At 64.3% G+C, this 26,218-nt stretch carries 22 protein-coding genes and 1 riboswitch; of the genes, 15 read left to right on the plus strand and 7 right to left on the minus strand.

Annotated elements, in window-relative coordinates:
- Nucleotide 1 precedes the first annotated feature (1 nt).
- The gene (gene msbA, locus QSV36_RS18525; RefSeq protein ID WP_289133672.1) at nt 2-1,810 is read left to right on the plus strand and encodes a lipid A export permease/ATP-binding protein MsbA; all 1,809 of its coding nucleotides are present in this window, start codon (nt 2-4) and stop codon (nt 1,808-1,810) included.
- A 130-nt stretch (nt 1,811-1,940) separates the two neighbouring features.
- Nucleotides 1,941-3,362 (plus strand): bifunctional D-glycero-beta-D-manno-heptose-7-phosphate kinase/D-glycero-beta-D-manno-heptose 1-phosphate adenylyltransferase HldE, encoded by a 1,422-nt coding sequence (gene hldE / locus QSV36_RS18530; RefSeq protein WP_289133673.1) that lies wholly within the window; start codon nt 1,941-1,943, stop codon nt 3,360-3,362.
- A gap of 30 nt (nt 3,363-3,392) precedes the next feature.
- On the opposite strand, the gene QSV36_RS18535 is transcribed toward hldE, so the two are convergent.
- Genes QSV36_RS18535 through QSV36_RS18550 form a run of 4 tightly spaced genes read right to left on the minus strand, consistent with a single transcriptional unit; the run spans nt 3,393 to nt 6,777 of the window.
- On the minus strand, nt 3,393-4,361 hold the full coding sequence (locus QSV36_RS18535) for a metal ABC transporter ATPase (RefSeq protein ID WP_289133674.1): 969 nt from the start codon (nt 4,359-4,361) through the stop codon (nt 3,393-3,395).
- 52 nt (nt 4,362-4,413) lie between these two features.
- Nucleotides 4,414-5,226 carry an aldo/keto reductase gene (locus QSV36_RS18540; protein WP_289133675.1) on the minus strand — a complete coding sequence of 271 codons (813 nt, stop codon included), beginning with the start codon at nt 5,224-5,226 and terminating at the stop codon, nt 4,414-4,416.
- Entirely contained in the window at nt 5,223-6,398 is a 1,176-nt protein-coding gene (locus QSV36_RS18545) for an NAD(P)/FAD-dependent oxidoreductase (RefSeq protein ID WP_289133676.1), read from the minus strand. The genes QSV36_RS18540 and QSV36_RS18545 overlap by 4 nt, the downstream gene beginning before the upstream one ends.
- A gap of 46 nt (nt 6,399-6,444) precedes the next feature.
- Entirely contained in the window at nt 6,445-6,777 is a 333-nt protein-coding gene (locus tag QSV36_RS18550; RefSeq protein ID WP_225779464.1) for a DMT family transporter, read from the minus strand.
- Between the two features lie 87 nt (nt 6,778-6,864).
- Between QSV36_RS18550 and QSV36_RS18555 the strand changes: the two genes are divergently transcribed.
- Both QSV36_RS18555 and waaA read left to right on the plus strand, forming a co-directional pair.
- Nucleotides 6,865-7,755 carry a LysR family transcriptional regulator gene (locus tag QSV36_RS18555; RefSeq protein ID WP_225779463.1) on the plus strand — a complete coding sequence of 297 codons (891 nt, stop codon included), beginning with the start codon at nt 6,865-6,867 and terminating at the stop codon, nt 7,753-7,755.
- An 11-nt stretch (nt 7,756-7,766) separates the two neighbouring features.
- Nucleotides 7,767-9,038 (plus strand): lipid IV(A) 3-deoxy-D-manno-octulosonic acid transferase, encoded by a 1,272-nt coding sequence (gene waaA / locus QSV36_RS18560; protein ID WP_289133677.1) that lies wholly within the window; start codon nt 7,767-7,769, stop codon nt 9,036-9,038.
- Nucleotides 9,039-9,197: 159 nt separating this feature from the next.
- Here waaA and QSV36_RS18565 read toward each other — a convergent pair whose 3' ends face one another.
- The gene (locus tag QSV36_RS18565; protein WP_289133678.1) at nt 9,198-10,634 is read right to left on the minus strand and encodes a TolC family outer membrane protein; all 1,437 of its coding nucleotides are present in this window, start codon (nt 10,632-10,634) and stop codon (nt 9,198-9,200) included.
- Between the two features lie 162 nt (nt 10,635-10,796).
- Nucleotides 10,797-10,903, plus strand: a riboswitch (TPP riboswitch).
- Between the two features lie 155 nt (nt 10,904-11,058).
- Between QSV36_RS18565 and thiC the strand changes: the two genes are divergently transcribed.
- Entirely contained in the window at nt 11,059-12,939 is a 1,881-nt protein-coding gene (gene thiC, locus QSV36_RS18570) for a phosphomethylpyrimidine synthase ThiC (protein ID WP_225779460.1), read from the plus strand.
- A gap of 164 nt (nt 12,940-13,103) precedes the next feature.
- A complete protein-coding gene (gene cytX / locus QSV36_RS18575; RefSeq protein ID WP_289133679.1) occupies nt 13,104-14,387 on the plus strand; it encodes a putative hydroxymethylpyrimidine transporter CytX in 1,284 nt (427 codons plus the stop codon).
- Here the strand turns inward: cytX and QSV36_RS18580 are convergent.
- On the minus strand, nt 14,356-15,102 hold the full coding sequence (locus tag QSV36_RS18580; protein ID WP_289133680.1) for an RsiV family protein: 747 nt from the start codon (nt 15,100-15,102) through the stop codon (nt 14,356-14,358). The two genes, cytX and QSV36_RS18580, sit on opposite strands and share 32 nt — an antisense overlap.
- 185 nt (nt 15,103-15,287) lie before the next feature.
- Between QSV36_RS18580 and QSV36_RS18585 the strand changes: the two genes are divergently transcribed.
- The 9 genes from QSV36_RS18585 (at nt 15,288) to QSV36_RS18625 (ending at nt 24,578) form a co-directional block, all read left to right on the plus strand.
- Complete coding sequence (locus tag QSV36_RS18585; protein WP_289133681.1) at nt 15,288-15,905, plus strand: NUDIX domain-containing protein; 618 nt, start codon at nt 15,288-15,290, stop codon at nt 15,903-15,905.
- Nucleotides 15,896-16,348: a DUF1249 domain-containing protein gene (locus QSV36_RS18590; protein WP_114170587.1), complete on the plus strand. Its 453-nt coding sequence runs from the start codon at nt 15,896-15,898 to the stop codon at nt 16,346-16,348. The genes QSV36_RS18585 and QSV36_RS18590 overlap by 10 nt, the downstream gene beginning before the upstream one ends.
- Nucleotides 16,349-16,443: 95 nt before the next feature.
- Nucleotides 16,444-17,244 (plus strand): 3',5'-cyclic-AMP phosphodiesterase, encoded by an 801-nt coding sequence (cpdA, locus tag QSV36_RS18595; RefSeq protein WP_289133682.1) that lies wholly within the window; start codon nt 16,444-16,446, stop codon nt 17,242-17,244.
- Nucleotides 17,245-17,379: 135 nt separating this feature from the next.
- A complete protein-coding gene (locus QSV36_RS18600; protein ID WP_225779455.1) occupies nt 17,380-17,988 on the plus strand; it encodes a YqiA/YcfP family alpha/beta fold hydrolase in 609 nt (202 codons plus the stop codon).
- Between the two features lie 35 nt (nt 17,989-18,023).
- Nucleotides 18,024-19,928, plus strand: a complete 1,905-nt coding sequence (gene parE / locus QSV36_RS18605) for a DNA topoisomerase IV subunit B (RefSeq protein WP_225779454.1) — start codon at nt 18,024-18,026, stop codon at nt 19,926-19,928.
- Nucleotides 19,925-20,911: an esterase-like activity of phytase family protein gene (locus QSV36_RS18610; protein ID WP_289133683.1), complete on the plus strand. Its 987-nt coding sequence runs from the start codon at nt 19,925-19,927 to the stop codon at nt 20,909-20,911. The genes parE and QSV36_RS18610 overlap by 4 nt, the downstream gene beginning before the upstream one ends.
- Entirely contained in the window at nt 20,908-21,426 is a 519-nt protein-coding gene (locus tag QSV36_RS18615) for a retropepsin-like aspartic protease family protein (protein ID WP_289133684.1), read from the plus strand. The genes QSV36_RS18610 and QSV36_RS18615 overlap by 4 nt, the downstream gene beginning before the upstream one ends.
- A 10-nt stretch (nt 21,427-21,436) precedes the next feature.
- Entirely contained in the window at nt 21,437-23,695 is a 2,259-nt protein-coding gene (gene parC, locus QSV36_RS18620) for a DNA topoisomerase IV subunit A (RefSeq protein WP_289133685.1), read from the plus strand.
- A gap of 172 nt (nt 23,696-23,867) precedes the next feature.
- Nucleotides 23,868-24,578, plus strand: a complete 711-nt coding sequence (locus QSV36_RS18625; RefSeq protein ID WP_289133686.1) for a PqiC family protein — start codon at nt 23,868-23,870, stop codon at nt 24,576-24,578.
- A 78-nt stretch (nt 24,579-24,656) separates the two neighbouring features.
- Here the strand turns inward: QSV36_RS18625 and QSV36_RS18630 are convergent, their stop codons facing one another.
- Nucleotides 24,657-26,114, minus strand: a complete 1,458-nt coding sequence (locus QSV36_RS18630; RefSeq protein WP_289133687.1) for an AhpA/YtjB family protein — start codon at nt 26,112-26,114, stop codon at nt 24,657-24,659.
- Nucleotides 26,115-26,218: the final 104 nt, after the last annotated feature.

The raw sequence follows: 26,218 nt of genomic DNA on the forward strand, positions 1-26,218 counted from the left end.
AATGGCCGAAACACCGCGACCGGCGGAACACACCTCCAGCCTGAAGATCTACTTCCGGCTGCTGAGCTATGTGAAACCCTATGTCGGCATTTTCCTGCTGAGCATCGTTGGTTTCGTGATCTTTGCCTCGACCCAGCCGATGCTGGCCGGCATCCTCAAGTATTTCGTCGATGGGCTGAGCAACCCCGAAGCGGTGTTGTTCCCCAACGTCCCCTACCTGCGTGACCTGCAATTGCTGCAGGCCGTACCGCTGCTGATCATCCTCATTGCCGCGTGGCAGGGCCTGGGTTCGTTCCTCGGCAACTACTTCCTGGCCAAGGTTTCCTTGTGCCTGGTGCATGACCTGCGCGTGGAGTTGTTCAACAAGTTGCTGGTCCTGCCCAACCGCTACTTCGACAACCACAACTCCGGGCACCTGATTTCGCGCATCACCTTCAACGTGACCATGGTCACCGGTGCGGCCACCGATGCGATCAAGGTAGTGATCCGCGAAGGCCTGACCGTGGTGTTCCTGTTCGCCTACCTGCTGTGGATGAACTGGCACCTGACCCTGGTGATGATTGCCATCATGCCGTTGATCGCGGTGATGGTCAGTGTCGCCAGCAAGAAATTCCGCAAGCAGAGCAAGAAGATCCAGGTAGCCATGGGCGACGTCACTCATGTCGCTTCGGAGACCATCCAGGGCTATCGCGTGGTGCGCAGCTTCGGCGGCGAGGCCTACGAGGAGCAGCGTTTCGGCAAGGCCAGCCAGAGCAACACCGACAAGCAGTTGCGCATGACCAAGACCGGTTCGCTGTACACGCCGATGCTGCAGCTGGTGATCTACATCGCCATGGCTGCGCTGATGTTCCTGGTGCTGTTCCTGCGCGGTGAGTCCACCGCTGGTGACCTGGTGGCCTATATCACCGCTGCAGGCCTGCTGCCCAAGCCGATTCGCCAGCTTTCCGAGGTAAGTTCGACCATCCAGAAGGGCCTGGCCGGTGCCGAGAGCATCTTCGAGCAACTGGACGAAGCACCTGAAGTGGACACCGGCACCGTCGAGAAAGAGCGGGTGGAAGGGCGCCTGGAAGTGCGCAACCTGAGCTTCACCTACCCGGGCACCGATCGCGAGGTGCTCAGCGACATCAGCTTCATCGCCGAGCCGGGGCAGATGATTGCCCTGGTCGGCCGCTCCGGCAGCGGCAAATCGACCCTGGCAGCGCTGATCCCGCGCTTCTATCACCACAACCAGGGGCAGATCCTGCTCGACGGCGTGGAAATCGAGAACTATCGCCTGCGCAACCTGCGCCGCCATGTTTCGCAGGTGACCCAGCACGTCACCCTGTTCAACGATACTGTGGCCAATAACATCGCCTATGGCGACCTGGCCGGTGCACCGCGCGCCGACATCGAAGCTGCTGCGGCCGATGCCTATGCCAAGGAGTTCGTCGACCGCTTGCCGAACGGCTTCGATACCGAAGTGGGTGAAAACGGCGTCCTGCTCTCTGGCGGCCAGCGCCAGCGCCTGGCGATTGCCCGGGCACTGCTGAAAAACGCACCGCTGCTGATTCTCGACGAAGCTACCTCGGCGCTGGATACCGAGTCCGAGCGGCATATCCAGGCTGCCCTGGACCATGTGATGCAAGGCCGTACCACGCTGGTAATTGCCCACCGTCTGTCGACCATCGAGAAGGCCGACCAGATCCTGGTCATGGACCAGGGCCGTCTGGTCGAACGTGGCACCCATGCCGAGCTGCTTGCGGCTAATGGCCATTATGCCCGCCTGCATGCCATGGGCCTGGATGAGCCGGCCAAGGCCGATATCACCTGAACCCTCGTTGACCGGGGCCATCACGGCCCCGATTGTCACGGGAATTTTCCCAGGGTGATCTGGCCGTAAAGCCGTTCCCAACCCTGTGCTAATATCCTGCCCCTGTTCATTATTTCCATATGGGTTGCCCATGAAGTTGTCCATGCCGCGTTTCGATCAAGCCCCGGTACTGGTGGTCGGCGATGTCATGCTCGACCGCTACTGGCATGGCGGTACTTCGCGTATCTCGCCGGAAGCGCCAGTCCCGGTGGTCAAGGTCGACCAGATCGAGGATCGCCCCGGCGGCGCGGCCAACGTTGCCTTGAACATTGCCGCCCTCGGTGCACCGGCTTCGCTGATTGGCGTCACCGGCCAGGACGAAGCCGCCGACAGCCTGGCCAACAGCCTGCAGGCCGCCGGCGTGCGTTCGGTGTTCCAGCGCATCGCGCACCAGCCGACCATCGTCAAGCTGCGGGTCATGAGCCGTCACCAGCAACTGCTGCGCATCGATTTCGAAGAACCGTTCGCCACCGACCCGCTGTCGCTGGGTGCCGAGGTCGACAGCCTGCTCGAGGGCGTCAAGGTGCTGGTCCTGTCCGACTACGGCAAGGGTGCACTGAAAAATCACCAGAGCCTGATCCAGGCGGCGCGGGCCAAGGGCATTCCGGTGCTCGCCGACCCCAAGGGCAAGGACTTCTCCATCTACCGTGGCGCCAGCCTGATCACCCCGAACCTCAGCGAGTTCGAGACCATCGTCGGCCGTTGCGCCGATGAAGCCGACCTGGTCGCCAAGGGCCTGCAGTTGCTGCAGGACCTGGACCTGGGCGCCTTGCTGGTGACCCGTGGCGAGCATGGCATGACCCTGTTGCGCAGTGGCCAGCCGGCGCTGCACTTGCCGGCACGGGCTCGGGAAGTATTCGACGTGACCGGTGCCGGCGATACCGTCATTTCCACCCTCGCGGCAGCCATCGCTGCTGGAGAGGACCTGCCACACGCGGTGGCCCTGGCCAACCTGGCGGCGGGTATCGTGGTCGGCAAACTGGGTACGGCGGCGATCAGCGCCCCTGAACTGCGCCGGGCCATCCAGCGTGAGGAAGGCTCCGAGCGCGGCGTGCTGGGCCTGGAGCAGTTGCTGCTGGCCATCGATGACGCGCGGGCGCACAAAGAGAAGATCGTCTTTACCAACGGTTGCTTCGACATCCTGCACGCTGGCCATGTCACCTACCTGGAGCAGGCCCGTGCCCAGGGCGACCGCCTGATCGTCGCGGTCAACGACGATGCCTCGGTCAGCCGCCTGAAAGGGCCGGGCCGGCCGATCAACAGCGTCGACCGGCGCATGGCCGTACTGGCCGGGCTGGGGGCGGTGGACTGGGTGATCAGCTTCCCTGAGGGTACCCCGGAGAACCTGCTGAGCCAGGTCAAGCCGGATGTGCTGGTCAAAGGTGGTGACTACGGCATCGACCAGGTGGTGGGTGCCGATATCGTCAAGGCCTATGGCGGTACCGTGAAGGTGCTGGGGCTGGTCGAGAACAGCTCGACCACGGCGATCGTCGAGAAGATCCGCAAGAACTGAAAGCCGGGGCTGCGCAGCAGCCCCCGATTCTTACTTGTGCAGCGAAGTACGCGCCCGCTCCAGCAGTGCCCGCGCCTTGTCACCAAAGCGCTGCAAGTGCGAAGCCCGCACCGGTTTGCTTTCCACCAACCCCTGCTGCTTCACCCAATCCTTCCAGCGCACCCGCTCTTCCTTCACCACCCAACCCTCCTGGCGGGCAAAACTTTCGGCCAGGTACAGCCCACGGGTGCTTGCCGGCATCAGCTCATCCTTCTTGAGCGTATACAGCTCAGCCAGTGGCTGGCCGTCCTGTAGCGGCATCAGGTACAGGTCCGGCCGTTTGCGGTTGAGCCGCGCCACCAGCTGGTCGCCTTCGAGCCGCTCATCGACGTGGAACAGGCTGAGCTTCTTGGCCTCCCGCGGAACCTGCAGGCGCATGTCATAGATCAGCTGCAACGAGGCGGTAGGCAGGTGCACGTAGGCTCTTGGCCGTTCCAGCAGCATCAGTTTGCCGCAATGCACCGGGCGCGCTGCACCGGACTGCGGGGTCAGCACAAAGTGCGGGTTTTCGCGGTAGTGCAGGGCGGCCGCGTAGGGCACAGGCAGCCAGGTATCATTGAAGCGCCCGCCCAGCCAGCCTTCCGGAGTTTCCAGCAGGCATTCCTCGGCGACTTCCTGCACGGCGGTGTGCAACGGCAGGTTCAGCTCCTGCGCCGGCACGTAACCGGAGATCAGTTTCAGCACCACATCGCCACGGTCTTGGCGACGCTGGCGCACCAACACCCAGTAATCGCGGTTCTGCCAATGCAAGGTCAGTCGCACCGACACGCCCAGGTTGGCCAGCTCGACCACGAAGCGCTGCGCATCGGGCAACTGGATGGCCTTGCGCCGCTGTTGGGTCTGGGCGAAATTCAGCGGCATGCCGATGCTCTGGTAGATCAGCCCTTCGGGCGTGGCCTCGACATGCAGCGGCAGCGTCTTGAAGTTGCTCGGGTTCTTGCGGATCAGCGTTCGCGCCACGCGGCTCCTCCTTGCGTCCGGTCAGTCTCCAGGCCCTGGGGCCAGGGGCAACTCAATGCTGGCCAAGAATACGGGCGACGGTTGCCACGTTGTGGGCCAGGTGCAGCGGATTGATGGTGCCGACGATAGCACTGCTGACGCCCGGATGGGCAAACAGCAGCTCGAAGCTGGCTTGCACCGGGTCAACGCCTGGGGCCAGGCAGATATGCCCGCTGGCCAGGGCCTTCTTCACCAGGATGGCCTTGCCGTGTTCGGCAGCGTAGTCCAGCACCGGGCGTTCTGCCTGCTCGTTGAGGTTATAGGTGACCATGGCGCAATCGCCTCGCTCCAGGGCCTTCAGGCCACCGGCGACGGTCTTGCCAGACAGGCCATAGCCGAGGATCTTGCCCTCCTGCTTGAGCTCGGCGAGGGTCTGGTACACCTCCTGTTGTTCGAGTATCGCCAGGTCATTGCCGTCGGAGTGCACCAGCACCAGCTCGATACGGTCGGTTTCCAGGCGCTGCAGGCTGCGCTCTACCGAACGGCGGGTGTGGGCAGCGCTGAAGTCGAAGTGTGACTGGCCGTTGTCGAATTCTTCGCCAACCTTGCTGACGATCACCCATTCATCGCGTTGGCCGCGCAACAGCGGGCCCAGGCGTTCTTCACTGCGGCCATAGGCCGGGGCGGTGTCGATCAGGTTGATGCCCAGCTCGCGGGCCTGGGCCAGCAGCAGGCGGGCTTCGTCATCACCGGGGATGGTGAAGCCGGTGGGGTACTTGACGCCCTGGTCGCGGCCCAGCTTGACCGTGCCCAGGCCCAGCGGCGATACCTTGAAGCCGGTGCTGCCCAGGTTGCGGTGGAAGTCGTGCAGGGTTGGCAGGCTCATGGTAGCAGTTGCTCCCAGGCCGGTACGCCCAGCGGGGGGCGTGGCAGGTCGGCGAGGTTGGCCTGGGCCTGTGGGCGGATGCCGTCGCGCTCCAGGTGGGCGATGACCCGGTCGCTGAAGTCCGGTGCCAGGGCCAGCTTGGTCGGCCAGCCGACCAGCAGGCGCTGCTGGTCGGCGAGGAAGGCGTTGTCCGGGCGCACCAGGCCCGACTGCGCCGGTTCTGCGCGGTTGACCCGCAGGGTGGCCCAGCGCACCTGGCTCTGGTCGACCCATGGCAGCAGGCTGGCGATTTCCTTCTGTGCCGCCACGATTTGCGCAGACGGCTCGCGGGCGACGCCATCGGCCTCGGCCAGGTCGCCGCCCATATACCAGACCCACTGGCCATCGGCAGCCGGATGGGTGGTCACTGTCACCCGCGGCTTTGGCCCGCCGCCCAGGCAGTGGGCATAAAGCGGCTTCAGGTTGGCACCTTTGGCCATGACCATGTGCAGCGGGCGGGTCTGCATGGCTGGTTGAGTCAGGCCCAGGGCATGCAGCAAGTCTTCGGTGCCGGCGCCGGCGCTGAGCACGATGCGCTGCGCGCGGATGTCGCGGCCGTCGACGCGCAGGCCGACCAGCTCGTCAGCCTCGCGCAACGGTTCGATGCGCTCGCCGGCCAGCAGGCTGTCACCCGCCAGTTCGGCCAGGTTGGCAAGCAGGCTGGGCACGTCGACGACCAGTTCGGCCAGGCGATAGACCTTGCCCTTGAAGGCGCGGTCCTGCAGTGCGGGTGGCAGTTGCTCGCCCTTCACCTGGTCGACCCGGCCGCGCACGGCCTTGCTGGCGAAGAAGCTGGTGAGGTTGCCGGCCAGGGTGCCTGGCGACCACAGGTAGTGGGCGTCGGACAGCAGGCGGGTATGGGTAAGATCCAGCTCGCCGCTGCCATTCAGCGCTTCGCGCCAGCGGCGCGGCATGTCGGCGATGGCTTCCGAGGCACCGGTGAGGGCGCCGTGCAGGGCGTACTTGGTACCACCATGGATGATGCCCTGGGACTTAATGGTCTGCTCGCCGCCAAGGCTGGCGCGCTCCACCAGCACCGTCGAATAGCCCAGGCGGCGCAGGCGGGCATTGAGCCAGAGGCCTGCGACCCCGGCGCCGACGATCAGCACGTCAGTGGAAATGGCGGATGGCATGGCGGTACCTCGAAAACTGGGACAGCTGGCAAGTATACAGGCAACATCAATGGCCAGCCGTCTTCGAAAACAGCTGAATCACCACCACCCCACCCACGATCATCGCCATACCCAGCATGGCCGGCACATCCAGCTTCTGGCCGTAGATCACCAGCGCCGCCACACTGATCAGCACGATCCCCAAACCTGACCAGATGGCATAGGCGATCCCCACCGGAATGCTGCGTACCACCAGGGTCAGCATCCAGAATGCGACGGCATACCCGACTACCATGAGCAACAGCGGCAAGGGCGTGCTCAGGCCTTTGACCGCTTTCATCGAGGCGGTGGCAATGACTTCGGCGCAGATGGCGATGGCGAGGTAGGTGTAGGCATTCATGGCGAGATCCTCCGGTAACTGGCGGCAGATTCTAGACTTACCTTGAATGGGGTAAAGTCATTACCTATCTATATGGGAGATAGGTCGATGGCCGAGCAGTGGAACCTCGAACAGCTGCGTACGTTCCTGCGGGTTGCTGAACTGCGCTCGTTCTCGGCCGTGGCCCGCGAACAGCGCAAGGCCCAGTCGGCGATCAGCAGCGCGATAGCCCTGCTTGAAACCGACCTGGGGGTCACCTTGTTCGAGCGCAGCAGTGGCCGCCAACCCCGGCTGACTGAAAACGGCAGTGCCCTGCTGGAAGATGCCCGTGAACTGTTGCGCCAGTGCGAGCGCCTGGATGGCCGTGCGCTGGCGCTGATGCGCGGTCAGGAGGCCCTGCTGCGGGTGGCTCAGGACGAAGCCATGCCCTACCAGCCGGTGATCGACAGCCTCGACGAGCTGGCCAGCCGCTACCCGTTCCTGGAGGTGCAGTTGGCCAGTGGCGCCCAGGGCGATGTGGCGCGCAAGCTGGTGGAGCGACGCGCCGACCTGGGCTTGTTCTTCAACCACGAACGTATCCCGGCCTCCTTGGAGCGGCGCGCCCTGGGCAGTGTGGAAATGGTCACCGTGTGCGCGGTCGGCCACCCGCTGGCAGGCGAAGGGCGGGTAACCCGCCAGCAATTGGCGCGGCACCGCCAGTTGCTGATCACCCCGCAGCAAAGTGGCTATCCCGGCGGCGAGGCAATCAGCCCGCAGGTGTGGCGCGCCGACAGTTTCTATGCCATGGCCGAGCTGTTGATGCGTGGGCTGGGCTGGGCCTGGCTGCCGCGCCACGTGGTGCAATACCCGACCTACCAGGCACATATGGTCGAGCTGGACAGCGAATGGCGGCCACCGGCCCTGGTCGCGGAGCTGGCCTGGCGCCGCGACGAGCCCTTGGGCCCGGCCGCGCAGTGGCTGGCCGAGCGCTTTGCAGTGCACCTGCGCGCGATCGGGTAAACTGCGCCGCCATGAACAGAACACTCTATACCTTGCTGTTTCACCTGGGCCTGCCGCTGGTTGCGCTGCGCCTGTACCTGCGCGCGCGCAAGGCGCCGGCCTATGGCCAGCGCATCGGCGAGCGCTTTGCCTGCAAGCTGCCAGCCATGCGTCAGGGTGGCATATGGGTGCATGCCGTTTCGGTGGGCGAGAGCATCGCCGCGGCACCCATGGTGCGCGCCTTGCTCAAGGCCTACCCGGGGCTGCCAATCACCCTGACCTGCATGACCCCGACCGGTTCCGAGCGCATTCGCGCCCTGTTCGCCGACGAGCCTCGCGTGCAGCACTGCTACCTGCCCTACGACCTGCCTTGGGCGGCTGGGCGTTTTCTCGACCATGTGCAGCCGAAGCTCGGCATCATCATGGAAACCGAACTGTGGCCCAACCATATCCATCAATGTGCCAGGCGTGGCATCCCGGTGGCCTTGGCCAACGCGCGCCTTTCCGAGCGCTCGGCCCGTGGCTATGGGCGCTTTGCCAACCTGACCCGGCCGATGCTGGCCGAGATGAGCCTGATCGCCGTGCAGACCGAAACCGAGGCCCGGCGCTTCCGTGAGCTGGGCGCGCGCCCTGAATGCGTGCAGGTCACGGGTTCGATCAAGTTCGACCTGAAGATCGACGAGCAACTGCTGCCGCGTGCCAGGGCATTGCGTGAGCAGTGGGGCGCTGAACAGCGCCCGGTGTGGATCGCCGCCAGCACCCACGAAGGTGAGGATGCCTTGATCCTGCAGGCGCATCGGCAGTTGCTGCAGGTACATGGTGATGCGTTGCTGATCCTGGTGCCGCGTCACCCCGAGCGATTCGCTGCGGTGCACGCGCTGTGCAGCGAACAGTTCACCAGCGTGCGCCGGTCTGCGGGCACCCCGGTCGATGCGCAGACGCAGGTGTTGGTCGGCGACACCATGGGCGAGTTGCTGTTCCTCTATGCATTGGCCGACATTGCCTTCGTTGGCGGCAGCCTGGTAGCGACCGGTGGGCACAACCCGCTGGAGCCCGCAGCGCTGGCCTTGCCGGTGCTGATGGGGCCGCACGTGTTCAACTTCCTCGAGATCAGCGCCATGCTGCGCGAGGCGGGGGCGTTGCAACAGGTGGACGATGCCGATGGGTTGGCCGAGGCCGTGCGACGCTTGATTGAGCTGCCGCAGGATGCCCAGCGCATGGGCGAGGCGGGCAGGGCAGTGATGCGAGCCAATCAGGGGGCATTGCAGCGACTGCTCGATGGCCTCGGTAAACTCATGCGCTGATTTCCAGGTAGATCATCACAGCGATGCGATTTCAGAGGTGCGGCCTTGTGTCGCGAAAGGGCCGCAGAGCGGCCCCGGCATATGAGCTTCACGCTGATATCCCCGGGGGCCGCTTTGCGGCCCTCTCGCGACACAAGGCCGCCCTGCAACGACTGCGCTTCAGGGGCGACGCTCGAAGTTCTTCGCCGCCGCAGCCGCCAGGTCCGGTGGCAGGAAGTCCTTGTCCGGGTTGTAATCCGGTTTCAAGTACTGCCTGAGGTCCTGCAGGTCCTGCGGGCTCAACGTGCCGGCCGCCTGCTTCAGGCTCAGGTTGTCGAGAATGTAGTCATAGCGGCTGTTGTTGTAGTCGCGCACCGAGGTGTACAGCTGGCGTTGGGCGTCGAGTACGTCGACGATGTTGCGGGTACCTACCTGGTAGCCGATTTCCGTGGCTTCCAGTGCGCTCTGGTTGGAAATGATCGACTGCTTGCGCGCCTGTACCTGTTCCACGTCGGTGTTCACCGCGCGGTGCAGGTTGCGGGTGTTCTCAACCACCTGGCGGCGCAGGCTTTCGCGTTGCTGCTCGCTCTGGCTCAGGCGCTGGTAGGCCTCGCGTACCTGCGAACTGGTCAGGCCGCCGCTGTAGATCGGAATGTTCAGTTGCAAGCCGATGCTGGTCTGCTCGACATCGCCGCTGTAATGCACGGTTGGCAACGCAGCCGAGTTGGTGAAGCCTAGGTTGTCGTTGTCGCCTTTCTGGTACTTGGCAACGGCATCCAGGGTTGGCGCATGGCCGGCCTTGCGCTGGCGCAGGGTTTCTTCGGCAGCGGTGACCGCGTGGTTGGTGGCCAGCAGGTTGAGGTTCTGGCGCCCGGCGGTTTCGACCCAGGCCTTGGCGTCGTTGGGCGTGGGCACCTGCACCGGCAGGGTATGCACCACGCCCTGGATCGAGGTGTATTCCCGGTTGGTCAGGGTCACCAGTGCCTCGAAGGCATCCTGAACCTGGCGTTCGGCGATGATCCGGTTGGCCCGGGCGGTATCGTAGCTGGCCTGGGATTGCAGCACGTCGGTCTTGTCGGACAGGCCGACGTCGAACCGTTCGTTGGACTGGTCCAGCTGGCGCTTGAATGCGGCTTCTTCGGCTTTGGTTGCGGCCAGGTTGTCCTGGGCGCGGAGCACGGCAAAGTAGCTCTGTGCGGTTTGCAGGATCAGGTTCTGCTCGGTCGCCGACAGCTCCAGGGCCGCCTGTTCGTTGACTGCTTCGGCCGCCTGCAACTGGAACCAGCGGTCGGCACGGAAGATCGGCTGGGCGAGGGTCGCGCTCCAGGTATTGCCGCTGCGGTTGCTGGTGGTCGAGGGTTCATCCAGCTTGGTGCGGGTGTTCATCATTTCGGCACCGGCCGACAGGTTCGGTAGCAACCCGGCACGGGCCTGCGGCACCACTTCGCGGCGGGCGCCGTAATCGGCGCGGGCGGCGGCCAGGTCTGCGTTGTTGTCCACCGCCTCCTGATAGACGCTGACCAGGTCGGTTTTCACTGTAGTGGGCACGTCCGCTGCCCAGACCACTCCGTTGGACGCACAAGACACGGCTATTGCCAGTGAGAGTTTGCGCAGCATAGAGGCAATCCTTGTACGAAAAATTGAATTACTGAACTGTTGAGTATCGGGCGACGGGCCAGTGTAGTGCCATGCGCACCCGGCAACAATCGCTCGGTGTGCCTTTCATCATCCGCGCATTTACCTGCTTGGCTTTGCCGACCACTCCAGTCTAGACTGCGCATGTTCTTGTCGGGGTGCCTTGAAGCAAAGGCTGAGATCGCAAAGTTGCGGATCCCGTTGAACCTGATCAGGTTAGCGCCTGCGTAGGGAACAAGATTGCTCGCCTTCCCGGCCAGCCTCTTGTGCCAGGTCCGGGAATGTCGCAGCTGCATGCAGCTTCAGGCACCCCCATATCCGGCACTGCACCCATGAAGGGGTGCGTCCGCGCCTTTCAGGTTCACCCCGACATTCCACTGCTAGGAAGCCGTCTGGAGAGCCTGTGATGACCAAACAAGAAAAAGCGATAAACCTCAGCGAATCGGCACAAGTCGATCAGCAGTCCGTGCAACCCTTCCCGCGTTCGCGCAAGGTGTATGTCGAAGGCTCGCGCCCCGACATCCGCGTGCCCATGCGTGAAATCAGCCTGGACGATACCCCGACCGACTTCGGTGGCGAGGCCAATGCCCCGGTTCTGGTCTACGATACGTCCGGCCCGTACACCGACCCCAACGTGGTCATCGATGTGCGCAAGGGCCTGGCCGATGTGCGTTCGGCGTGGATCGAAGCCCGCGGTGATACCGAACGCCTGGATGGCCTGAGTTCCCACTTCGGTCAGCAGCGCCTGAACGATGCCGAACTGGCCAAGCTGCGATTCGCCCATGTGCGCAACCCGCGCCGTGCCAAGGCGGGCGCCAACGTCTCGCAGATGCACTACGCCCGCAAAGGCATCATCACCGCCGAGATGGAATACGTGGCCATCCGTGAAAACATGAAGTTGCAAGAGGCTCGCGCTGCCGGCCTGCTGAACGAGCAGCACGCTGGCCACAGCTTCGGCGCCAATATCCCGAAGGAAATCACTCCCGAGTTCGTTCGCCAGGAAATCGCCCGTGGTCGCGCGATCATCCCGGCAAACATCAACCACCCGGAGCTGGAGCCGATGATCATCGGCCGCAACTTCCTGGTGAAGATCAACGGCAACATCGGCAACAGCGCCCTGGGTTCCTCGATCGAGGAAGAAGTGGCCAAGCTGACCTGGGGTATCCGCTGGGGTTCGGACACGGTCATGGACCTGTCCACCGGCAAGCACATCCACGAAACCCGCGAGTGGATCATCCGCAACTCGCCGGTGCCGATTGGTACCGTGCCGATCTACCAGGCCCTGGAAAAGGTCAATGGTGTAGCCGAAGACCTGACCTGGGAGCTGTTCCGCGACACCTTGATCGAGCAGGCCGAGCAGGGCGTGGACTACTTCACCATCCACGCCGGCGTACTGCTGCGTTATGTGCCGCTGACTGCCAAGCGCGTCACCGGTATCGTCAGCCGCGGTGGCTCGATCATGGCCAAGTGGTGCCTGGCGCATCACAAGGAAAACTTCCTGTACACGCATTTCGAAGAGATCTGCGAGATCATGAAGGCCTACGACGTCAGCTTCTCGCTGGGTGACGGCCTGCGCCCGGGCTCGATTGCCGACGCCAACGATGCCGCGCAGTTCGGTGAACTGGAAACCCTCGGTGAGCTGACCAAGATCGCCTGGAAGCACGACGTGCAGTGCATGATCGAAGGCCCCGGCCACGTGCCGATGCAGCTGATCAAGGAAAACATGGACAAGCAGCTGGAGTGCTGCGACGAGGCGCCGTTCTACACGCTCGGCCCACTGACCACCGATATCGCCCCAGGCTACGACCACATCACCTCGGGTATCGGTGCGGCGATGATCGGCTGGTTCGGTTGCGCCATGCTCTGCTACGTCACGCCCAAGGAGCACCTGGGCCTGCCGAACAAGGATGACGTGAAGACCGGCATCATCACCTACAAGATCGCCGCGCATGCTGCCGACCTTGCCAAGGGCCATCCGGGCGCGCAGATTCGTGACAATGCCTTGTCCAAGGCGCGCTTCGAGTTCCGTTGGGAAGACCAGTTCAACCTGGGCCTTGACCCGGACACCGCCCGTGCCTTCCACGACGAGACCCTGCCGAAGGAATCGGCCAAGGTCGCGCACTTCTGCTCGATGTGCGGGCCGAAGTTCTGTTCGATGAAGATCACCCAGGAGGTACGTGAGTACGCTGCCAAGATCGAGACCGTGGACGTGACGGTCGAGCAGGGCATGCGCGAGCAGGCCGAGCGGTTCCGCCAGGAAGGCAGCCAGCTGTACCACAAGGTCTGATAACGCCGGGGCCGCTTGGCGGCCCTTTCGCGACGCAAGGCCGCGCCCACAAGAACCGCGCAAGCTTGATGCCTGCGCGGCTCCTGTGGGAGCGGCCTTGTGCCGCGATACGAGGACGAAGTCCTCGCCAGGAACCTCTACAACATTGCCGGCGAGCGCCAACCATGACATCACCCAGCCAATTTTCCCCCGACCACCCGGTCCCCACCGCCCAGCGCATCTTCGGTGCCCGCGACCTGTTCTCGCTGTGGTTCTCCCTCGGCATCGGCCTGATGGTGCTGCAGGTCGGCGCCATGCTGGCGCCTGGTCTGGGCCTTGCCGGCGCGGTGCTGGCCATTGCGCTGGGTACGGGTGTGGGCGTGCTGCTGCTGGGCGCTGCCGGTGTCATCGGTAGCGATACCGGCCTGTCGGCCATGGGCACCCTGAAACTCAGCCTGGGCAACCATGGTGCACGCCTGCCAGCGCTACTCAACCTGCTGCAACTGGTGGGCTGGGGCGCGTTCGAAATCGTCGTCATGCGCGATGCCGCCAGCCTGCTGGGCGCGCGGGCGTTCGGTGAAGCCAGCGCCTGGAACAGCCCGCTGCTCTGGACCCTGTGCTTCGGCGCCCTGGCCACCTTGCTGGCAGTCAGCGGGCCACTGGCGTTCGTACGCAAGGTGCTGCGGGCGTGGGGCATCTGGCTATTGTTGGGCGCATGCCTGTGGCTGACCTGGAACCTGTTTGCCAAGGCTGACCTGGCTGGGTTGTGGGGTCGCGCCGGGGACGGTTCGATGTCGCTGGCCGTGGGCTTTGACATCGTCATTGCCATGCCGCTGTCCTGGCTGCCCCTGATCGCCGACTACTCGCGTTTCGCCCGCAATGGCAAGCCTGTATTCGGCGGTACGGTAATCGGCTATTTCATCGGCAATACCTGGCTGATGAGCCTGGGCGTGGCCTACACCTTGGCCTTCGCCGCCAGTGGCGAAGTCAACGCCTTGCTGCTGGCCCTGGCGGGCGCAGGCATGGGCATTCCACTGCTGCTGATTCTGCTCGACGAGTCGGAAAAGGCTTTCGCCGACATCCATTCGGCGGCCGTTTCCAGCGGCGTGCTGGTACGCCTGAAGGTCGAACACCTGGCGCTGGCCATTGGTGTGCTGTGCACGCTGATCGCCCTGCTGGCGCCGCTGGCACAGTACGAGAACTTCCTGTTGCTGATCGGCTCAGTGTTCGCGCCGCTGTTCGGCGTGGTGCTGGTGGACCACTACCTGATCCGTCGTCGCCGCTTGCCAGCGCAAGTGAGTGGCTTGCACTGGCAGGCGCTGCTGGCCTGGGTGGTGGGCGTGGCGGCTTATCATGGCATCGCCACGCAGGCCCCTGACCTGGGGGCGACCCTGCCGGCATTGCTACTGGCCGGACTGGTGCATGGGCTGCTGGGTTTCAGCCGCGGCCGGGAAACAGCTCAGGCTTGAGCACGCCATTCAGGCGTGGGTAAGGAATTTTCAGTTCCACGTGGCCCATGGAATAGGGCGCGATGGCGTAGACCTCGTACTTCACCACCACCGCGCCGTAGGTCAGGGCGATGTGCGGTGACTGCTTGAACGGCCAGGTCTTGAGGAATTCGGCGTCCTTGTCCATGCCCACGCTCATCAGCCAGGCGCGGTGCGATTCCTCGACGGTTTTCCAGAAAGTGTCTTCCTGGCCGGGCAGCAGCATGTCCTGCAGGGACAGCACCTTGTCCAGCTTGCGCGAATAGTTGATGAAGCCGCGCCCGGGCATGCCGTGAGCGCCGCCGCTGTCCAGGTAGCTGGACAGCTCGATGATCACCAAGCCGTCATGCTGCTCGCGTACCTTGGCCTGCAGGTAGCTGCTGTTGCGCTTGTCGGCGCTGGCCAGGTACTGCTGCTCGTAGGCTTGCAGGGTGGTTGGCGTGTTGCCGCGCTGGTTGTCTTCGGTCAACTGCAGCAGGCGTTTCTCGACGATGCCGTCGAGCTTCGGCAGGGCCGGGAAGTGGATGGTGTCAATGTTCACCAGCGGGCAGTCACTTTCGCTGCAGCCGGGTTTGACATGTTCCCAGGCTTCGCGTTTGACCTCGAGCGGCGCCCGGTAGTTGGGCGTGAACAGGCTCTGGCAGGCGCCCAGGGCCAGGGCCAGCACGGCCACGGAAGTCAGTTTGACAAGTGTCATGGTGATCCTTGCAGAACAGGGAAAAGTCGGCCTTTGACCGTCTGCGCGGCCTTCAGTTCGCCACTAAGCTAACAGAGAGCGGGCGCGCTGTCCCGACTGCGCGAACGGTAACCGGAAAGGGGTGAAACCCGCTGGCGTGCAGAGTAGGATGGCGCGATGCTGTAAACGAGGTAATGAGGATTCCCATGTCAGATACGTTGAACTCAGCGCCCAGGGCGGTCGAGATCGTCAAGCGGGATAACTGCTTCCAGGGCTTCTATCGGCTCGACAAGGTGCACCTGCGTCACGAGTTGTTCGCAGGAGGCATGGGCCGCGAGATCAGCCGCGAACTGTTCGTGCGCCATGATGCGGTGTGCGTGCTGCCCTATGATCCGCAACGCGATGAAGTGGTGCTGATCGAGCAGTTCCGGGTAGGGGCCATGGGCAAGACCGACAACCCCTGGCTGATCGAGTTGGTCGCCGGGTTGATCGACAAGGATGAGCAACCCGAGGAAGTCGCCCACCGCGAAGCCGAAGAGGAGGCCGGCCTGGTCTTCAGCGCGCTGTGGCCGATGACCCGTTACTTCCCGTCGCCTGGCGGCAGTGATGAATACGTACACCTGTTCCTCGGCCGCTGCAGCAGCGAAGGCGCAGGTGGCCTGCATGGCCTGGAGGAAGAGGGTGAAGACATCCGCGTGCGGGTGTGGTCGTTCGAAGATGCCATGCAAGCCGTGCGCGACGGGCGTGTCTGCAACGCGGCCACCATCATTGGCCTGCAATGGCTGGCGCTGAACCGTGACGAAGTACGAGGTATGTGGAAGTGAACCTGTTGCGCGAGCGTTATCGGGTGGACCTGGTCGGGCTGCAGGCAGCCTGCGAGGCCAACTACGCCCGGTTGATGCGCCTGTTGCCAGACATGCGCACCACCCAGAGCTCGCGCCGCATCGGCATGACCCAGGGCGACCAGATGCTTGGCGTTCTGGTGCTTGACGTGGTGCTCGCCTGCCCGTACACCACCACCCTGCATGTGCGCCAGGAGCACAGCCTGCCATGGCTGCCGGTGCCGCACCTGGAAGTGCAGGTATACCACGATGCCCGCATGGCCGAAGTGGTCAGTGCCGAGCATGCCCGGCGCCTGCGCAGCATCTACCCTTATCCCAACGCGGCCATGCACCAGCCGGACGAAAAGGCCCAGCTCAACCTGTTCCTGGGCGAATGGCTGAGCCACTGCCTGGCCTGCGGCCACGAACTGGCCAGCGTTCGCTGACGATCGCGGAATTGTGACGTGGGTCGGCTGCGGGTGTTTGCTCGCAACCGTTGTGCAGCCATAATTCGTGCTGAATCCGCTAGAGGAGACGGCCGTTGCCGCAGCCAGACCAATCGCGCCCCGTGCATGTGGTGCAACTGACCGATGCCCACCTGTTCGCTGACCCGGCCGGCAGCATGCTGGGGCTCAATACCCGTGACAGCCTGCGCCATGTGGTAGCCCAGGTACGCCGCGAGCAAACACCTGTCGACCTGCTGCTGTGTACCGGTGATCTGTCTCAGGATGCCAGCGTGGCGTCGTATGAAGCGTTTCGCGAGCTTACCGCGCCGTTCGCCGTGCCCACTCGCTGGTTGCCAGGCAACCATGACGAGGCGCGGGTGATGGCGCAGGTTGCCCCCGAATTGCTACAGGCAGTGACCGATATCGGTGCGTGGCGCATCGTCATGCTCGACACAGCGGTGCCCGGAGCGACCCACGGGTGGTTGCAGGATGAGCAGCTGGCGGAGCTGAAAGCGGCCCTGGAGTCGGCGGGCGACCGGCACTGCCTGGTGTGTTTCCACCATCAGCCAGTGGACATCGGCTGCGCCTGGATCGCGCCGATCGGCTTGCGCAACGCGCAGGCGCTGTTCGCTATCGTCGACGCTTATCCACAGGTACGGGCGTTGCTCTGGGGGCATGTGCACCAGCCATGGGATGAAATGCGCGCAGGGCGCCGTCTGCTGGCCACGCCGTCCACCTGCATTCAGTTCGCGGCAGGCAGCGAGGACTTCAAGGTCAGTGAAGAACAGCCGGGCTACCGTTGGTTGCGCCTGCACGCCGACGGGCGGCTGGAAACCGGCGTGGAGCGGGCGTTGGACTTCGAGGTGAAGCTCGACTTCGACAGCCCGGGGTACTGAGCCGCGTCAGCCAGGCGGGGCTGGCAAAATTGTTGCGAAACCCGTGACACTGCGTCAAAACCCGCCGAACGCGCTACACTGCGCGTCCCTGCGCCCGCATCATCAGGCGCCAAGCCACAGATTACCGGGGGCAGCATGTCGGGTTCCATCCTCTATATCCATGGCTTCAACAGCTCGCCGCTTTCGACCAAGGCACGCCAGCTCGAGGCGGCCATGCAGCAGCTGGGCATGGCCGAGCAGTTGCGCGTGCCCGCCCTGCACCACCACCCGCGCCAGGCCATCGCCCAGCTTGAAGCGGCTATCGCCGAGCTGGGTGCGCCACTGCTGGTAGGCAGTTCGCTCGGCGGCTACTATGCCACCCATCTGGCCGAGCGCCATGGCCTCAAGGCTCTGCTGGTCAATCCGGCGGTAACGCCGCACAAGCATTTCGACGGGTACCTGGGCACCCAGCGCAATCACTACAGTGGTGAAACCTGGGAGTTGACCCACGACCACGTGCAGGCGCTGGCCGAGCTGGAAGTACCGGCCCCGGTGGACCCCAGCCGCTATCAAGTGTGGCTGCAGACCGCCGATGAAACCCTGGACTATCGTCACGCCGAGCGCTATTACCGTGGCTGTGCCCTGCGCATCCAGGCTGGCGGTGACCACAGTTTCCAGGGCTTTGCCGAGCGCCTGCCGGCACTGCTGGCCTTCGCCGGCATTGCCCGCGGGCAGTATGCGGCGCTCGATTTTTCTGTATTTTGACTTTCTTGCATTCACCAGACTGACGACGAGACCCCATGGCCAATCCCAGCGCTAGCGCCTATAACGCAGACGCCATCGAAGTCCTCTCGGGCCTTGACCCGGTCCGCAAGCGGCCGGGCATGTACACCGACACCAGCCGCCCCAACCACCTGGCCCAGGAAGTCATCGACAACAGTGTCGACGAAGCCTTGGCCGGGCACGCCCGTTCGGTGCAGGTCATCCTCCATGCCGACCACTCGCTGGAAGTCAGCGATGACGGCCGTGGCATGCCTGTGGACATCCACCCGGAAGAAGGCGTGTCCGGGGTGGAGCTGATCCTCACAAAGCTGCACGCCGGCGGCAAGTTCTCCAACAAGAACTACCAGTTTTCCGGTGGTCTGCACGGGGTGGGCATCTCGGTGGTCAATGCCCTGTCGACCCAGGTGCGTGTGCGCGTCAAACGTGACGGTAACGAATACCAGATGACCTTCGCCGACGGTTTCAAGGCCAGCGAGCTGGAAGTGATCGGCTCGGTCGGCAAGCGCAATACCGGCACCAGCGTGTACTTCAGCCCCGACCCCAAGTACTTCGATTCGCCGAAGTTCTCCATCAGCCGCCTCAAGCACGTGCTCAAGGCCAAGGCCGTGCTGTGCCCGGGCCTGCTGGTCAGTTTCGAGGACAAGGCCAGCGGCGAAAAGGTCGAGTGGCACTATGAGGATGGCCTGCGTTCCTACCTGGTCGACTCGGTCAACGAATTCCAGCGCCTGCCCGACGAGCCGTTCTGCGGCAGCCTGGCCGGTAACAAGGAAGCCGTCGACTGGGCCTTGCTGTGGCTGCCCGAAGGCGGTGACAGCATCCAGGAAAGCTACGTCAACCTGATCCCCACCGCCCAGGGCGGCACCCACGTCAACGGCCTGCGCCAGGGCCTGCTGGATGCCATGCGCGAGTTCTGCGAATTTCGCAACCTGCTGCCGCGCGGTGTGAAGCTGGCGCCGGAAGACGTCTGGGAACGCATCACCTTCGTGCTGTCGATGAAGATGCAGGACCCGCAGTTCTCCGGGCAGACCAAAGAGCGCCTGTCCTCGCGCGAGGCGGCGGCGTTCGTGTCCGGCGTGGTCAAGGATGCCTTCAGCCTGTGGCTGAACGCCCATCCCGAACTGGGCATGCAACTGGCGGAGCTGGCAATCAGCAACGCCGGGCGCCGCCTCAAGGCCAGCAAGAAGGTCGAGCGCAAGCGCATCACCCAAGGCCCGGCGCTACCCGGCAAGCTGGCCGACTGCGCCGGTCAGGACCCGATGCGCGCCGAGCTGTTCCTGGTCGAAGGTGACTCGGCCGGTGGTTCGGCCAAGCAGGCGCGCGACAAGGAGTTCCAGGCGATCCTGCCGCTGCGCGGCAAGATCCTCAACACCTGGGAAGTCGACGGCGGTGAAGTGCTGGCCAGCCAGGAAGTGCATAACATCGCAGTGGCCATCGGCGTTGACCCAGGGGCCAGCGACCTGGCACAACTGCGCTACGGCAAGATCTGCATTCTCGCCGACGCCGACTCCGACGGCCTGCATATCGCCACGCTGCTCTGCGCGCTGTTCGTCCAGCATTTTCGCGCCCTGGTCGAGGCCGGGCATGTGTACGTGGCCATGCCGCCGCTGTACCGCATCGACCTGGGCAAGGAAATCTACTACGCCCTCGACGAAGCCGAGCGCGATGGCATCCTCGACCGCCTGGTGGCCGAGAAGAAGCGCGGCAAGCCGCAGGTCACCCGCTTCAAGGGCCTGGGCGAGATGAACCCGCCCCAGCTGCGTGAAACCACCATGGACCCGAATACCCGGCGCCTGGTGCAACTGACCCTGGACGATGTGCAGGCCACCTGCGAGCTGATGGACAAGCTGCTGGCCAAGAAGCGCGCGGGCGATCGCAAGAGCTGGCTGGAAACCAAGGGCAACCTGGCCGAGGTCATGGTTTGATTCGGCGGCTTCTGGCTGCCTGCCTGATGCTGGTTGCCCTGCCAAGCCTGGCGGGCGACTGGCCAGAGCTGAAGCTGAGGGCCGAATACCCCATCGACGGCATGCGCGGGGGCAACCTGTCTGGCCTGGTGGAATGCCGGGGCGGGTTATGGGGCGTGTCCGACCGCGACGACGACCGCATCTACCGCTTCGAGCGGCAGGACCCGGCCTGGCGCGCGCAGCCGCTCATCTTCACCCCGCCGCCAGCGCCGGATAGCGGCCTGCCGTGGGGCCTGAAGTCGCGCAACTGGGCGGCGTCGTATATCCGCGGGGGCGAACTGGACTGGGAAGGCATCACCTGCGACCAGGCCGGCAACCTGTACCTGGTCAGCGAGGCTAATGCCGGCGTACTGCAACTGCCACCGGATGGCCAGGCGGGCTGGTTGAGGATCGACCCGGCCATGGTGCGCCAGGCCCGGGCCAGCGGCATGCTGCTGAACTTCAATGCCTTGTTCGAAGGCCTGGCCATCAACCCGGCGGGCGACCGCCTGTGGCTGGCTGCCGAGCGCGAGCGCCGTGGGCTGGTGGCGATCGAGCGCCAGCAGTCGGTGTGGTCCTGTGGCCGCAGCTGTGTCCTGCTCAGCGAAGCCGGGGTCGAGATGCAACCGGCGCAAATGCCCGATGCCCGGGCCCTGTCGCGCGACTTTGCCGACCTGGCCTGGTTCGAGGGCAAGCTGTTCACCCTCGAGCGCAACGCCTACCGGGTTTGCCGGCGTGATGCCGACAGCGGTGCGGTCGAACGCTGCTGGTCGTTCGCTGCCGACGCCTTGACCGAGTCGCGCCGCTATCAGCAGCCGTATGGTCTGGCCGAGGCCCTGGTGATCGACGCCGAGGGCGCCTGGATCGGCGTGGATAACAACAACGGCGCGCGTGCCGATGGCGAGACACGGCCGATCGTCTGGCGTTTCGACGCGCCGCAAGGCGGCTGGAGCGCCAAGCCATGAGCCAGGCAGCGGGCAGGCGGGCTGGCAAGGTACTGATGTTCGTCGCCTGGGCGGCGGCGCTGTTCCTTGCCACGCGCTTCTTCGGTCAATGGGAGGACCGTCAGCGCAACCCCAATGCCCAGGTGCAGTCGTCGCATGGCGAAGGCTTTATCGAAGTGCGCCTGCTGGGTAATGGCCAGGGCCACTTCGTGATGGATGGCGCGATCAACGGCCAGGTCGTGCACTTCATGCTCGACACCGGCGCCACCGATGTGGCTATCCCCGAGGCGCTCGGCCGCGAGCTGGGCCTGGAACGTGGTAGCCCGGTGCAGCTCAGTACCGCCAACGGCCGCACCGAAGGCTACCGGACGCGCCTGGCCAGCCTGCAGCTGGGTGACATCCGCCTGCAGGACGTGCGCGCCATTGTGGTGCCGGGCCTGGACGGACAAACCGTATTGCTGGGCATGAGTGCCCTGAAACAACTTGAATTTACCCAGCGCGGCGGCACCATGCTGCTGCGCCAGAACCTGAAATGACGAGGCCCGCATGAGCGACTCACTGGAACTCAGCCTGGACGGCGTCGAACGCCGCTCGCTGGCTGACTTCACCGAACAGGCCTACCTCAACTATTCCATGTACGTGATCATGGACCGCGCCCTGCCGCACATCGGCGATGGCCTGAAGCCGGTGCAACGACGCATCGTCTACGCCATGAGCGAGTTGGGGCTCGATGCCGACGCCAAGCACAAGAAATCGGCGCGTACTGTCGGTGACGTGCTCGGCAAGTTCCACCCCCACGGCGACTCGGCCTGCTACGAGGCCATGGTGCTGATGGCGCAGCCGTTCAGCTACCGCTACACCCTGGTCGACGGCCAGGGCAACTGGGGTGCGCCGGACGATCCGAAGTCGTTCGCCGCCATGCGCTACACCGAAGCGCGGCTGTCGCGCTATGCCGAAGTGCTGCTCAGCGAAGTCGGCCAGGGCACCGTGGACTGGGTGCCGAATTTCGACGGTACCTTGCAAGAGCCGGCCGTGCTGCCGGCGCGCCTGCCGAACATCCTGCTCAATGGCACCACTGGTATTGCCGTGGGCATGGCCACCGACGTACCGCCGCACAACCTGCGGGAAGTGGCTACGGCCTGTGTGCGCCTGCTTGACGAGCCCAAGGCCAGCATCGAACAGCTGTGCGAGCACATCCAGGGACCGGACTACCCGACCGAGGCCGAGATCGTCACGCCGCGGGCAGAAATCCTCAAGATGTACGAAAGCGGCCGCGGCTCGATCCGCATGCGTGCGGTGTACCGGGTGGAAGACGGCGATATTGTCGTCACCGCGCTGCCGCACCAGGTTTCCGGGGCCAAGGTGCTTGAGCAGATCGCTGCGCAGATGCAGGCCAAGAAGCTGCCGATGGTCGCCGACCTGCGCGACGAGTCGGACCATGAGAACCCGTGCCGCATCGTCATCATCCCGCGCTCCAACCGCGTCGACGTCGACGAACTGATGCAGCACCTGTTCGCCACCACCGACCTGGAGAGTACCTACCGGGTCAACGTCAACATCATCGGCCTGGACGGCCGGCCACAACTGAAGAACCTGCGTGCGTTGCTGCTGGAGTGGCTGGAGTTCCGCACCGCTACCGTTCGTCGGCGTCTGCAGCACCGTCTGGACAAGGTGGAGAAGCGCCTGCACCTGTTGCAAGGTTTGCTGACCGCGTTCCTTAACCTGGACGAGGTAATCCACATCATCCGTACCGAGGACCAGCCCAGGCAGGCGCTGATCGCCCGTTTCGGCCTGACCGAGGTCCAGGCTGACTACATCCTCGAGACTCGCCTGCGGCAGCTGGCGCGTCTGGAAGAGATGAAGATCCGTGGCGAGCAGGAAGAACTGCTGAAGGAGCAGGCCAAACTGCTGGCGCTGCTGGGTAGCGACGCCAAGCTGCGCAAGCTGGTCCGCAGCGAGTTGATCAAGGATGCCGAAACCTATGGCGACGACCGCCGCTCGCCGATCGTCGAGCGCGCCGAAGCCAAGGCCCTGTCGGAAAACGAGCTGATGCCGACCGAGCCGGTCACCGTGGTGCTGTCGGAAAAGGGCTGGGTTCGCTGCGCCAAGGGCCACGACATCGACGCCACCGGCCTGTCGTACAAGGCGGGCGATGGCTTCAAGGCAGCAGCCATCGGGCGCTCCAACCAGTTCGCCGTGCTGATCGACTCCACTGGCCGCAGCTATTCGCTGGCCGCCCACAGCCTGCCGTCGGCGCGTGGCCAGGGTGAGCCGCTGACCGGGCGCCTGACGCCACCACCGGGGGCCACGTTTGAATGCGTGCTGCTGCCTGATGACGAGGCGCTGTACGTGGTAGCTTCGGATGCCGGCTACGGCTTCGTGGTCAAGGGTGAGGACCTGCAAGCCAAGAACAAGGCCGGCAAGGGTTTGCTCAGCCTGCCCAACGGCGCCAAGGTCATGACCCCACGCCTGGTGGCCAACCGCGAACAGGATTGGCTGGCGGCGGTGACCACCGAAGGCCGTCTGCTGGTATTCAAGGTCAGCGATCTACCTCAGCTGGGTAAAGGCAAGGGCAACAAGATCATCGGTATACCCGGTGATCGGGTGGCCAGCCGTGAAGAGTTTGTTACCGATATTGCCGTGATTGGCGAGGGTGCGACACTTGTATTGCAAGCCGGCAAGCGTACCCTATCCCTGAAAGCGGACGATCTGGAGCATTACAAGGGCGAGCGTGGACGGCGTGGCAGCAAGCTGCCGCGCGGGTTCCAGCGAGTCGACGGATTGCAGGTGGAAGTGCCGGCTTGACCGGTTGAAATGTCTGGAACGGCAATTTCAGCGCCGTTCCGGGCAGAAATGCTGGAGTCGGACGGTTATTTCGCGGATGATATGGCCCTTGCGGTGCCGGCGTGGCCGTGTGCCCGTTTGAATCTACGTGTATCACTGCGGTTGGCCTGTTGGCGACCGCCTGGATGGGATGATGAAACTTCTGCGCCTTCCATTTGCGCTGTTGATGACTGGCCTGCTGGGCCTTGGCGGGTGCACCATGCACCAGCCGGTTGCCCTGTACCAGCTCGACAGTGGTGATCCTGGCCAGCCTTCGCAGAGTGCAGGCATGGCCGTGGTACTCGGTCCGGTATCGGTAGCCGATTACCTGCAACGCGAGACATTCCTGCAGCGTCAGGCCGACGGCAGCCTGAGCTCGGCGACCGACGGTCGTTGGGCTGGTAGCCTTTCGGCGGATATCGACCAGCTGCTGGTGCGCCAGCTTGCCTGGCGCCTGGACAGCCAGCGCGTGGTGCTGGCGCCGGCGACTGCCGGCTTCACCCCGGATGTACAAGTGCTGCTATCGATCACTCGCCTGGACTCGGGCAAGGACCAGCCGGCCATCCTGGATGCCCAGTGGCGCCTGCTGGACCGCCGTGGCCATGTGCGCGACAACCGCATTGTTCACCTTGAGCAACAGCACGAGGGCAGCGAGGCATCGCAGGTGCAGGCCCAGGGTCAATTGCTGCAGAAGCTGGCCGAACAGCTGAGCACCGCAGTGAAACCGCTGGCCAACCAGCCTGCGTTTGCCGAAGAAACGCCCAAGAAGCCAGCTGCGCCGGTACAGGTGAAAAAGGCTCCGGAGAAATCCAAGATCCCGATGGCTGCGCCGATTCGTACCGATATGGAAGTCTATCGGTTCTGATCGAACCGCCAGCCACAAAAAAGCCCGCATTGTTGCGGGCTTTTTTGTGGCTGCAAGGTCGGTGCCGCTCCTACATCATCAGGCCCTACGCTCGTGCATCCGCGCCAACTGCCGTTCCAGCATCGATGGGTAGGGCTCCATCAACCGCTCCACGCAACAGGCGCCTTCCGGGCTGGCAATCGGGCGAATGCGGGCGCGCTGGCGAATCAGCGTGTCGTCGCTGATCTGCCGCTCCACCAGCAACAGGTTGCGGCTGTGTTGCGACAGCGCCAGCGCGTCCTGGGCCTTCTCGGTCATCAACAGGTCTACCAGCTCCAGGCCTTGCAGGTCGTTACCCAAGGCCAGGCCCAATTGCAGCTGCAAGGTGATGCCGCTGTCCGCCACTTCGATCTGCAGGGCATGGCCCAGGGCACGCAGCAGCTCGCCGCAGCAGATGGCGTTGGTCAGGTAGTCCTCGCCGCAGTCGCGGCTGTGGAACAGCACCAGGGTGCTACCGTCGTTGAGGGTGTGGGTTTCGCCGTCGTAGAGCGAGGCCGCGTGCTCCAGGCAGTCGCGGTAGCGCTCGGTCAGCTCGGTCAGGCGCGTGCGCGGCAGGCGACGCAGCTGTTCCTGGGAACCCAGCTGTACGGCAAGCACGGCGGTGAACTGCGGCTCGTCGGACTCGACTACGGTAGCCTTGGGGGTGTTGTCGTCGTCCAGCAGGCCGGCAAAGGCCTCGTCGTCATCTTCATCGGCCTGGACGGCAACCTGCACGCGTGGTGCGGCTTTCGCGGCGAGAGGGGCGTCCTGCACGTCGTGGAAATGCTCGTCGTCCTCTTCCTCCAGCTCCGGCTCCGGTGGTGGTGGTGGCGCCAGGCGTGCATGCAGCTGGCGGGCGATATCGCCGATCTCGTCCTGACGGTCGGTAGCCGGCGTATAGGGCTGCGGGTCGCGCAGCCAGACCCGCAATTGCAGCAGCGGCAAGGTGATGAAGCGGCCCTGGCGCAGGCTCAGGGTCAGGGCCAGCACCAGCAGAATGCCGGCGAGGATGCCCATGCTCTGCAAGCTGATCAGCATCGGCTGCTGGAACTGGCTCATGTCCAGACTGATGCGCAGTTGCCCGGCAGTCACGTCCTGGAAGGTGATCTTGGTCTGGTACAGGCCTTCGGCCTCACCCAGCAGGCTGTTGCGCGGGCGCTGGCCGGCTTCGGCGAGAATGCGGTTGTCCACGCTATAGATGGCGGCATGGGCTACCAGCGGGTTCTTCACCAGGTTACCCAGCAGCACGTTGAGGCTGAGGATATCGTTGGCCACCAGCAGTTCGGTCGCCGAGGTGGCGGTCTGGGTGGTCAGGCTCTGGCCCAGGGCATCAGCCTGCTCGTGCATGGCCTGCTTGAATTGCAGGCCCATCACGCAGGCGTAGATCACCAGCGCCAGCGCCACCAGGAAAATGTTGGTGCAGGCGATGCGCAGTGCCAGCGGCACGCGACGTTGACTCAGGGCGCGATAGATCATCAGGAAGAAGTTGTCTGGTTTGACGGGCGTGGGCCGGTTCACTGAGCTCGGCTCTTAATGGCATGAAAGTGTGGGGAGTATAGCGAGCCGGGTTTTGTCGGCAAAGTATCGTCGGCGCCCGATGGTCACGGAAAATCGGTAGAATG

This window comes from Pseudomonas sp. BCRC 81390 (assembly GCF_030341915.1).
Taxonomy (GTDB): domain Bacteria; phylum Pseudomonadota; class Gammaproteobacteria; order Pseudomonadales; family Pseudomonadaceae; genus Aquipseudomonas.

Bases quoted from the DNA above. Each gene is read 5' to 3' on its own strand.
- parC (WP_289133685.1), top strand. From the start codon at position 21,437: ATGAGCGACTCACTGGAACTCAGCCTGGACGGCGTCGAACGCCGCTCG.
- QSV36_RS18600 (WP_225779455.1), top strand. From the start codon at position 17,380: ATGTCGGGTTCCATCCTCTATATCCATGGCTTCAACAGCTCGCCGCTT.
- cytX (WP_289133679.1), top strand. From the start codon at position 13,104: ATGACATCACCCAGCCAATTTTCCCCCGACCACCCGGTCCCCACCGCC.
- waaA (WP_289133677.1), top strand. From the start codon at position 7,767: ATGAACAGAACACTCTATACCTTGCTGTTTCACCTGGGCCTGCCGCTG.
- QSV36_RS18550 (WP_225779464.1), bottom strand. From the start codon at position 6,777: ATGAATGCCTACACCTACCTCGCCATCGCCATCTGCGCCGAAGTCATT.
- QSV36_RS18615 (WP_289133684.1), top strand. From the start codon at position 20,908: ATGAGCCAGGCAGCGGGCAGGCGGGCTGGCAAGGTACTGATGTTCGTC.
- msbA (WP_289133672.1), top strand. From the start codon at position 2: ATGGCCGAAACACCGCGACCGGCGGAACACACCTCCAGCCTGAAGATC.
- QSV36_RS18565 (WP_289133678.1), bottom strand. From the start codon at position 10,634: ATGCTGCGCAAACTCTCACTGGCAATAGCCGTGTCTTGTGCGTCCAAC.
- QSV36_RS18580 (WP_289133680.1), bottom strand. From the start codon at position 15,102: ATGACACTTGTCAAACTGACTTCCGTGGCCGTGCTGGCCCTGGCCCTG.
- QSV36_RS18625 (WP_289133686.1), top strand. From the start codon at position 23,868: ATGAAACTTCTGCGCCTTCCATTTGCGCTGTTGATGACTGGCCTGCTG.
- QSV36_RS18540 (WP_289133675.1), bottom strand. From the start codon at position 5,226: ATGAGCCTGCCAACCCTGCACGACTTCCACCGCAACCTGGGCAGCACC.
- hldE (WP_289133673.1), top strand. From the start codon at position 1,941: ATGAAGTTGTCCATGCCGCGTTTCGATCAAGCCCCGGTACTGGTGGTC.
- QSV36_RS18555 (WP_225779463.1), top strand. From the start codon at position 6,865: ATGGCCGAGCAGTGGAACCTCGAACAGCTGCGTACGTTCCTGCGGGTT.
- parE (WP_225779454.1), top strand. From the start codon at position 18,024: ATGGCCAATCCCAGCGCTAGCGCCTATAACGCAGACGCCATCGAAGTC.
- thiC (WP_225779460.1), top strand. From the start codon at position 11,059: ATGACCAAACAAGAAAAAGCGATAAACCTCAGCGAATCGGCACAAGTC.
- QSV36_RS18585 (WP_289133681.1), top strand. From the start codon at position 15,288: ATGTCAGATACGTTGAACTCAGCGCCCAGGGCGGTCGAGATCGTCAAG.
- QSV36_RS18545 (WP_289133676.1), bottom strand. From the start codon at position 6,398: ATGCCATCCGCCATTTCCACTGACGTGCTGATCGTCGGCGCCGGGGTC.